Source organism: Paraflavisolibacter caeni (assembly GCF_025628885.1).
Taxonomy (GTDB): domain Bacteria; phylum Bacteroidota; class Bacteroidia; order Chitinophagales; family Chitinophagaceae; genus Flavisolibacter; species Flavisolibacter caeni.
Genome location: NZ_JAOTIF010000010.1, coordinates 172,918 through 183,102, shown reverse-complemented (window position 1 = coordinate 183,102; position 10,185 = coordinate 172,918). Strand labels below are relative to the sequence as shown.

The 10,185-nt window shown below is 40.8% G+C and carries 5 protein-coding genes; 3 read left to right on the top strand and 2 right to left on the bottom strand.

From position 1 onward, the window contains the following. Positions 1–472 precede the first annotated feature (472 nt). Together OCK74_RS14005 and OCK74_RS14000 are read right to left on the bottom strand one after the other, a co-directional pair. Positions 473–1,219, bottom strand: a complete 747-nt coding sequence (locus OCK74_RS14005) for an SDR family NAD(P)-dependent oxidoreductase (RefSeq protein ID WP_279297672.1) — start codon at positions 1,217–1,219, stop codon at positions 473–475. Positions 1,220–2,078: 859 nt separating this feature from the next. Continuing rightward, positions 2,079–2,405, bottom strand: a complete 327-nt coding sequence (locus tag OCK74_RS14000; protein ID WP_279297671.1) for a helix-turn-helix domain-containing protein — start codon at positions 2,403–2,405, stop codon at positions 2,079–2,081. 353 nt (positions 2,406–2,758) lie between these two features. Here OCK74_RS14000 and OCK74_RS13995 point away from each other — a divergent pair, with 353 nt between their 5' ends. The 3 genes from OCK74_RS13995 to OCK74_RS13985 are packed head-to-tail and all read left to right on the top strand — an operon-like array spanning position 2,759 to position 10,182. Then, complete coding sequence (locus tag OCK74_RS13995; protein ID WP_279297670.1) at positions 2,759–4,210, top strand: family 43 glycosylhydrolase; 1,452 nt, start codon at positions 2,759–2,761, stop codon at positions 4,208–4,210. Positions 4,211–4,232: 22 nt separating this feature from the next. Continuing rightward, a complete protein-coding gene (locus tag OCK74_RS13990; RefSeq protein WP_279297669.1) occupies positions 4,233–5,843 on the top strand; it encodes a glycoside hydrolase family 43 protein in 1,611 nt (536 codons plus the stop codon). A 34-nt stretch (positions 5,844–5,877) separates the two neighbouring features. After that, positions 5,878–10,182, top strand: coding sequence for a hybrid sensor histidine kinase/response regulator transcription factor (locus OCK74_RS13985; RefSeq protein WP_279297668.1), 4,305 nt, complete (start codon positions 5,878–5,880; stop codon positions 10,180–10,182). The last annotated feature ends 3 nt before the right edge of the window (positions 10,183–10,185 follow it).

Sequence of the window (10,185 nt, the reverse complement as noted above, 5' to 3'; positions counted from 1 at the left end):
AAATACAGTTACTACTTCCTATTTACACAACTTTTTAGGGTCTCCAAAAAACATTTGGTGGAATCTTAGAATACAGAACCTTTTCTTCTTAATCTTTTTTATTTTGTCAACTCTATAGTCAAATCTCAAAAGGGAATTGGATGGCGGCAGGAATTACAAAGGCCAATATCCTTATCCATAAATACAATAGGCATTTATATGTAAGAAACAAGCTAAAGAAAATACATTTTACTATTTTATACCCCTTTTTTTCTTAATTACTGCCCTAATTTTCATTTTCTCCTGGACTATTTTTCACAGATGCGACATAGCCAATTAGAGAAAGTTTGATTCTTTTACGCATTCGAGATTATGTTATTAAAATATTCAGATTAATCTTTTCCGAAGCAAACTTCATAAAGCTCGTAATAGCAAACAAAGTGATGGGTTTAATCCAAATTGCCAAATAGAAAAAGTATTATATGATACAAGGCTATTGGCACACATAACCGCCGTCCACCGACACCAAACTGCCCGTCATGAAAGAAGCTTCGTCGGAAAGCATGAAAGCCACGGCAGCCGCAATCTCTTCCGGTCGGCCGACACGGCCCCAGGGTTGCATGGCGTCGAGACTTTTGTAAACGTCTTCTTTGTTTTGGGACGTGAGCGACACAAAACGGTCCACAGCTTTGTGCAGCAGCGGGGTGTCAGTGGTGCCGGGGCAAACGCAATTGACGCGAATGTTAAACAGCGCGACGTCTATCGCCGTGCTTTTTGCCAACTGACCAATGGCGCCTTTGGTGAGGCCGTAAACCGAACTTTTCGCCTTGCCTACAAAGGTTTGGTCGCTGCCCATCAGCACAATGCTGCCGCTGCGCTGCGCCTTCATGTAAGGCAGCACTGAACGCACCGTGTAAAACGTGCCGTAGATGTTAGTGGCCACCACGTTGTCGAATTCTTCGTCGGTCGTTTCTTCCATGTCGGCAAAAAGGTGAATGCCGGCGTTGGCAAAAAGAAAATCAATGCGGCCGGTTTTGCTGAAGACTTCATCCACGGCAGCTTTGATGGCCTTGCGGTCACGCACGTTGCAGGGCACAAAGTATTTCATTTCGTCGTTGTCTGTCACTGCAAGGTCCAAGTTGTAAACAATGCAGCCTTTGCTTCGCAAAAGATTTTTTGTTGCCTGGCCGATGCCGCTACCGGCACCGGTTATGATGGCTATTTTGTTTTTCCAATCCATGGTTCGTTTCTGTTTGCCGAAGGCTTGAAAACATCGATCACTGGCTGTGTCACAAGCAACAGCCCGTTGGTGCCGGTGGCGTCAATCTGCTTCGACACAGTAAAGGTAGGCAAATCAATCTGCGTGATGTGCTTGTCTTGTGCATGCAACACAAAAGCAAAACGTTCGGCTAACTAAATGTTGATCGGCGTTTTGTCCGTTAGGATGTGTTTGACTACAGCGCTGGTCTTTGCGTCAACTATAATCACCGTATGAATCTTTTGACAGGTCCCCAAAACAAAAAAGCCAGCAAAATCAATGATTTGCTGGCTTTTGGTGCGATTTGATTCGCTTTTTGGTGACCCCGTCAGGATTCAAACCTAATCGGTGTAAGTCTTATCCAGCAAGGATTTTAGAGGATCCCTGATATTCAGTTCACCGAGTAGTTCACTCGTTTAAAATCAGCTTAAAAATACTGATTGGATGTGAAATTATTGTACTTATCTGAACTTTAGCAGAATTTAATTTTGATGTCAATTCTTTATTTACAATCAATACACTTTTGATGTATGGACCCGTGTTGGATCAAAAAGTAAGTGAGGATATGAAGATGTTGAGAGTAATATTATTCAAGAAAGAAGTTACGAATCAATTACCCGTAAAAGCTATCAAATAGTTTTGAAATTAGAAGACATTTGTTTCTGCATTACGAACAGTAAGTGTTATCGAATGGTGAGAAGGTGTTTTGTACATTAGCAACATTAATGGTTAAAACATTGAATACCGGTGATAGGAAAAGAATGTTGCTATTCTTTTTGGTTACTTTAATTTTAGGAAAATCTAATGTATTTGTTGAAATGCTAGTCTACAATCAGATTAATCAATCTAATTTATTTTGCTGTTTGTACTGCACTGGGGTCAGGCTGGTTACCTTTTTAAAGAATCTGGAGAAATAAGGCAGGTTTTCAAATCCTGTTTCTGTGGCTACTTCGACATAAGACATATTGGTTGTGGTAAGCAGGTATTGTGCCCTTTCAATTCTTTTTTCATGAAGACAGGCAAGTGGTCTTATGCCCGTATACTGAAAAAAAGTCTTGAAAAATAATCCTGGTGTTGATTGGCTCTTTCTGCAAGATGGGCAACCGCTAAATCCTGGTTTAAGTGGACCTGGATGTAACTGATGGCATCCAGGATCTAATTGTACCATTTCTGATTCAATTTCACATAGTCTACATGTAGCAGCGAAAAAAATGCTTTAACAATCTTCTGCTCATACCTGATTTTTACTGATCAGATTTATAGAGAAATGTCGGATTTGGATAAAACAAAGTCTTTTTCATGCAATGCTTCAGGCAGGTAGCTGATATAAATTTGCTTAAAGCAATTCGCCCTTCTCCTTTCATTTAATAAACCAGATTTTCGCAAAGCAAACATCTGCTGTTGAAACAGCGGATGATCTTTATGAACTTGTTATAAGCTTGTTGGCTATTTGATCATTCTCTATAGCGCAGAGCATGATCAATTCTGTACATCAGCAGTAAACTAATTGAATTGGAAAAGATGAAAGCTACTAACGATGCATTGCCCCTTTCGGAAAAAAGAACAGCGTTCTCTGCTGGTACAATCAAAGCATTGTTGAACTGCTTTTTATTACTTTTTGTTCTTTCCCTAAAAGCTCAGAAGGAAAATCCCTTCGGCAATGCGCTGATCCCTGATATGATTGCAGATGCCAGTATCCAGGAAATTAACGGCACATTTTATTGTTATGCCACAACAGATGGATACGATCAGGGTTTAAAAACATCGGGTCCACCGGTAGTCTGGAAGTCGAAAGACTTTGTTCACTGGAGTTTTTCCGGATTTTATTTTCCTTCGGCAGTAGGACATAAATACTGGGCGCCCAGCAAGGCTATTGCAGCCAATGGCAAATACTATATTTATCCAACGGTCAATGGCTTTATGTATCCGGCTGTTGCTGGTTCGCCTGATGGACCTTTTCAACTGGCAAAAGGTGTAGACAGTTTTTCTTTACCCTTTACTGCAGCAACCTTATTACAATCCAAAGATCCCAAAGGTCCGGCCGGTATCGATGCAGAAGTTTTTATCGATTATGATGGGCTGGCTTATGTTTTCTGGCAGCGCAGGTTTGCGGCTAAACTGAACCCGGATATGGTTTCTGTAGATACCGCCTCTATCATTAACATTGCTACACCCCGAAAAGGGTATTCGGAAGGCCCCATCTTTTTTAAACGAAAAGGCATCTACTACTACCTCTACACCCTGGGTGGGGATGAAAAATACCAGTATGCTTATGGTATGAGCAAAACCTCACCACTGGGACCATTCGACTTTCCTAAAAACGATATTATTTCCACTACCAATTACCAACACCAGGTCTTTGGTCCGGGCCATGGTTGTGTGTTTAATGTACCGGGCACCGATGATTACTATTTTGCCTATCTGGAGTTTGGCCGCAGGAGCACCAACCGGCAAACTTATGTGAACAAACTGGCATTCAATGAAGACGGAACCATTCGCCCGGTGGATCTAACCCTCAGCGGCGTAGGGGCTCTTCACCCTGTAGCGCGCCAAAAAAGCATCAAGGTGGTCCACGCAAAAGCCTCCAGTGTGCGCTCCGATCTGATCATTAAGCCGAATCAAGATTCTTTGTTTCAAAGAACAGAATCCTTTTCATCGCAGTTTGCTTTCGATGCGGCCAACGGCTCCAGGTGGATGGCTGCTCCGGAGGACACAGCTTCTTGGATCGTGGCCGATTTGGATAAGGCAAGGAATATCAAAGGCAGTGAAGTGTATTTTGTTCGTCCCACTGCAGGGCATGCCTATGTGCTGGAGTCTTCCGCCAACGGCACAACATGGAAGCCCTGTGGCGGGCATGCGGAGGTGGTTGTTCAATCGCCCCATACAGACAAGTTGAATATTAAAGCCCGCTATTTAAGGGTAAGGATAGGAAAGGGCGTTCCTGGTGTTTGGGAGTGGCATATTTATCAATAAGGAAACAACATTTATTTTTCGCATGATTCATCTCAGATCGCTATTGCTCTTGTTTTATTTGCAACTTGCAGGTTTATGCTTACAGGCTCAGATGTCCGGACAGTGGGGCGACCAGGGCAATGGCACCTATGTGAACCCTGTGCTTCCGGCAGATTACAGCGACCTTGATGCCATCCGGGTGGGTGAGGATTATTATGCCATCTCTTCTACCATGCAATTTTCCCCCGGCATGGTGGTGCTGCATTCCAAAGACCTGGTGAACTGGGAAATTATCGGCCATGTGGTGGATGACCTCCGCCGCATCAGTCCACAGTTGAACTGGGACCGGATGAATTGTTACGGCAAGGGCATCTGGGCGGGCTCCATCAGGTATTATAAAAATAAGTTCTGGGTATATTTTGGTACACCGGATGATGGCTTTTTTATGAGTTCGGCCACCAATCCTGCAGGACCCTGGGAGCCTGTGCATCAACTCTGGAAGGTAAGGGGATGGGACGACTGCTGTTCGTTTTGTGATGACGATGGCCAGTTATATTTTATTGCCACCAATTTTGCCCTTGATCCGAAAAGCAATAAAAAGTACAACATTCATTTATTTAAAATGACACCTGATGGGAAAAGCCTGATCATGGCATCTGACTCCATCATCCATCAATCTCACGGTAGTGAAGCCAACAAGCTGTATAAGATCAATGGATTGTATTACCACTATTTCAGCGAAGTGAAACCAGAAGGGCGGGTGATCATGATGGAACGCTCGAAAAGCATTTGTGGTCCCTGGGAGATCAGGCAATTAAACCATGTTGATAAAAGCAAGGATAAAGAGCCGAACCAGGGCGGACTCATGCAATTAAAAAATGGACAATGGTGGTTCTTTACGCATCATGGTTCAAGCGATTGGGAGGGCCGCACTGCCAGTCTTTTGCCTGTCACCTGGGTTAACGGTTGGCCCATCATTGGGGAGGTAGGTGCCGACACCATAGGCCGTATGGTTTGGACGGCTCAAAAACCAATTATTCTTCAGAAGCAAAAAATAAAGATACAGACCGACGACGATTTCAATTCAAAGACACTGCTTCCTCAATGGGAATGGAATTATCAGCCCCGAGCTGATAAATGGTCATTACACGACCACAAAGGATTTCTCCGGCTTTACGCTTTTAAGCCCATTAATCCCAATGAACATAAAAAAATATTGCTCCGGGCTGGCAATACCATTACACAGCGTAGCATGCGTACAAAAGCAAATATTGTTACCGTCAAGATTGATATAACTGGAATGGCTGACGGTCAATATGCAGGTTTAACTCACTTTTCGACAACTTCTTATAGCTCACTGGGTATCAAACAGGGAAATGGGACCCGCAAACTGGTATATAGTAGCAATGATGCGGATTCGGTTGGAATACAAATAGTTGGAAATTTTATCTGGCTACAATCAAGTTGGGATTACCAGGGAAACAACCGCTATGGCTATAGTCTCGACGGAAAAAATTTTGTACCTTTTAGCGGCACTACCCAACTCACCTGGGGCAGTTACCGCGGTGACAGGGTTGGTATTTTCAATTTCAATTCTAAGGATGAAAAAGGGTATGTGGATGTAGATTTCTTTAGGTATCGATATTCAAAATAATTTTTCAGTTATAGATTGCTAACTGCGTTGTTATATGAAAAGTCCCTTTGGAAGAAAAATTTGTGCTATTGCATTCTTACACTTCATTATTTATAATGCGTCATTTGCATCAGGTTATCCTATTAGCACTTACCTTGGAATAGACCAGGGTTTATCTAATAATTCAGTGCGTTGTATTTACCAGGATCATAGCGGTTTTATGTGGTTTGGAACTTATGACGGACTGAATCGATACGATGGATATCAATTCAAAATCTTCAGAAATAATTTCAAGAACAATCATTCACTCGTCAACAATTGGATCAATACAATAAATGAAGATACAAAGGGGAATCTTTGGATAGGGACAAGGCAAGGTGCTTGCATCTATCAAAATCTTTCTAACAGTTTTTCTCCTCTTTATTATTATACAGCTAATAAGAAAGTAGAAAAAGTTGTTTCAGTCATCAGGGATATTGAAACAGATCAGCAGGGCAATATGTTTCTTGCAACTGCAGATCTGGGCTTACTTTTTTTCCCAAAAGGAGATACCATTGCTTATAAAATATCATTGGCTGATGCTGCAAACGTTCCGTATGATGTAACTGCCATTAAATCAACAAAGGATCATAAAGTCTGGATTCTTGCGGCTAATAGAGGCTTGTATGCTTATGACTATAAAACCGGAACATTAAAACTTATAAATACAGCTATAAAGTCTGCCAATTGCATTGAATCGACTAATGGCTATTTATGGGTAGGGTCGAATGAGGGAGTTTCAAGATTTAATATCTCTTCGAATTCTTTTGATAAAATTTACAATGAAGCAAATAAAAAGTTAAGCTACAATAGTGTTGTTGGTATTACTGCAGATAAGAACAATGAATTGTGGATTGCAACAAATGGGGGCGGCGTTTTTATTCTGAATACTGAAACGGATCAAACTAAGTTATTAACGAATACAACTGATCCTAATTCTTTATCCAGCAATGCCGTTTATTCTATTTGGATTGACCAGCATTCAAGAAAATGGATTGGAACCTTAAGGGGTGGTATCAATGTAATCGATCCCAATAAAGAACGTTTTCAAACGATTGCTTCCAATCCTGCCACACAAAACACCCTTATCAACAATTATATTCTGTCGTTTTATGAAGGTCCAGACAATAATTTATGGATTGGTACGGATGGCGGAGGTTTGAGTATTTGGAACCGTAAGCTGAACAAGTTTACCAATTACCAGCATGAAGCAGGAAATCCGTATTCCCTTAGCGACAATTTTGTTAACCACATTAAATCAGATTTTCAAAACAACATCTGGGTTTCCACCTATCGCGGGGGCGTTGATCGTTTTAACAACGGAAAGTTTGAACACTATTCCTGCGTTGACCCCAATAACACCACGCTCACTTTACATCCTTTGGGCCCGAATCTTCTTGAAGACGCCGAAAAGAATTTCTGGCTAAGTACACAGCAGTACGGGCTTTTTAAATTGAACAGGCAGAAAAAGGTTTTTGAATTGTTTGACGACCGGCTCAGGGATATGTATACATTGAAGGAAGACGGGAACAATGTTTTTTGGGCTGGTGGTTTATCGCACCTGGTTCAAATTGATAAAGCCGGCAAAAAACATGTTTCTTATTTTATTGGTAAACCGGTCCAGGCCATATTGGAAGACCGCTCCCGTAATTTTTGGATAGGCACTGAGGGAGGGGGATTGATTTTGTTTGACAGAAAACAGGGTAAGATCATTTCCCGTTATACCACCAATGAAGGTCTTTGCAGCAATTCCATATTGACTATTTTGGAAGATTCGGAAGGTAATTTGTGGATGAGCACGTTCAATGGCATTGCCAAATTCAATCCGAAAAGTAAAACATTTAAAAACTACTACCAAAGCGATGGGCTGCAAAGCAATCAATTCAATTACAATGCAGCATGGAAATTAAGGTCAGGTGAGTTTGTATTTGGAGGTATCAAGGGATTTACTTTATTCAAACCTGAGCATATTAATGCAATAAATAGCAACCCAAGAATTTTTATAACTGATGTGAAAGTTGCCAATATTCCGGTGGAAGAAGATCCTTCACTCAAAACAAAAACATCTTTTAATCGTATTGAACTTGTTAGAGTTCCTTACAACAAAGCTGTTCTTTCATTTGAGTTTGCCGCATTGGAATATTCATCGCCAGCAAAGATTCAATATGCCTATTACTTGCAGGGATGGGATAAGGGATGGAACTACCCTGGAGCTACAAGAAAAGTTGTTTATACACACCTCTCCGAGGGTACCTATATTTTCAGGGTAAAGAGTACCAATGCGGAAGGACAATGGAACAAAGATGAAGTTCAAATCAAAATCATGATCCTGCCTCCTTGGTACAGAAGCTGGTGGGCTTATTTGATCTACGCAATGATGGTTGGTACGGCTGTTTATTTCTATTTGCAATACAGGGCAAAACAAACACAGCTTCAGTACGATGTAAAGATTGCAAAATTGAATGCAGCTAATGAACGTTCGGAAAGGCAAAGAAGCCAGGCAGAATTGGAAAAAGAAAAATTTGAGCGGGAAAAGCGTGAAACCGAACTCGCTCTTGAAAAAGCAGAGAAAGAAAAAAGCCTTGCAGAACTGGCCGTAGAAAAAGCGGAGTTAGAAAAGGAAAGGGCGGAAAGGGAAAAAGAACATGCGGAACGAGAGAAAGAAAGAATTTTAAATGAAAAAGAAAGAGAGATCAATGAAAAGAAGATTTCATTCTTTACCAATATCTCACACGAGTTCAGAACGCCGCTTACATTAATTATCAACCCGGTCAGGGACCTGCTGAAAAAAAATCCTGATGAGCAAATAAAAAATGATGGTGAGTTAAACATTGTTTACCGCAATGCAAGGCGCATGCTTAGTCTTGTTGACCAATTGCTTTTATTCCGAAAAGCGGAAAGTGGATTGGATAGGCTCAGGCCTTCTAAACTCAATCTACATGATCTGGCTTACGAAGTGTATTTATGTTTTGTGCAACAAGCCAAATCCCAGAACATGAATTATGTTTTCGATTGTCCAAATAAAAATTTGGAGATTTATGCAGACAGGGAAAAGCTTGAAATTATTTTATACAATCTTTTATCTAATGCATTGAAGTATACACCTACTAAAGGTGATGTCAGTTTATCTATTGATGACAGTGCGGAAGATGTTGTGATCAAAGTTGAAGACAACGGCGCCGGCATTCCTTCAGAAATTGGTGAAAAGCTTTTCGATAAATTTTACAAAGCGGAAAGAAGTAAAACAAGTTCAAAAGCCGGTTTTGGAATCGGCCTCTTTCTCGTAAAACATTTTACAGAACAACATGGCGGATTGGTTTCCTACAAAAGCCAGGAAGGGCAGGGTGCTACATTTATGTTAACGCTGCCAAAAGGAAAAGAGCATTTTGGTCCTGAAGTGACCATTTCTGAAACCGATGATTCACCGGCTTTCATACAGATGTTTAAAGTGGAGCCATTAATAGAAGAAAAGATCGAAGAGGCTGAGCCCATAACTGAAGTAGTATCTGAAAAGAAATCTATTTTAATTATTGATGATGATGAATCCATCCGGCAATACCTGGTTCGTTTGTTCAAGGATCATTATTTAATTCATCAAGCTGAAGATGGAACTACAGGTTTGAATACTGCTCGAAAATATTTACCCGATTTAATCATCTCCGACATTCACATGCAGGGCATGAACGGAATTGAGCTTTGCAAAGCCGTTAAAGAAAATGAGCAGTTAAGCCATATCCCGGTGATCATTCTTACTGGTGCAACCTCGAATGAATTAAAATTACGTGGAGTAGAAGGAGGCGCTGATGATTATATTATGAAACCTTTTGATGCCGAGTTGTTGATTGCAAGAGTTACCAATCTTTTAAAAACCCGCAACACACTTCAGAAATATTTTTATAATGAAATAACGCTGAATGAAAGCAATCTCAAAATCTCACATGAATACAAAGAGTTTTTGGACAAATGCATTTCAATTGTCGAAAATCACCTGGAAGATGACGATTTTTCTGTAAAAACTTTATATTCCGAAATGGGCATGAGCCATTCCAATTTATACCGAAAAGTTAAATCAGTATCGGGGCAAACTGTAAATATATTCATCCGGTTCATTCGTCTCCGCAAAGCCGCTGAGTTATTTATTAAAACAAATTACAATGTAAATGAAGTGGCTTTCAAGGTTGGCGTTAATGATGTAAGATATTTCAGGGAACAATTCAGCAAGCTTTTTGGAATGAATCCATCCGACTACATAAAGAAGTATCGCAATATACATGGAAGGCAGTATACGGTAAATAAAGAGTCGATCAAACCTAATAGCTGATTG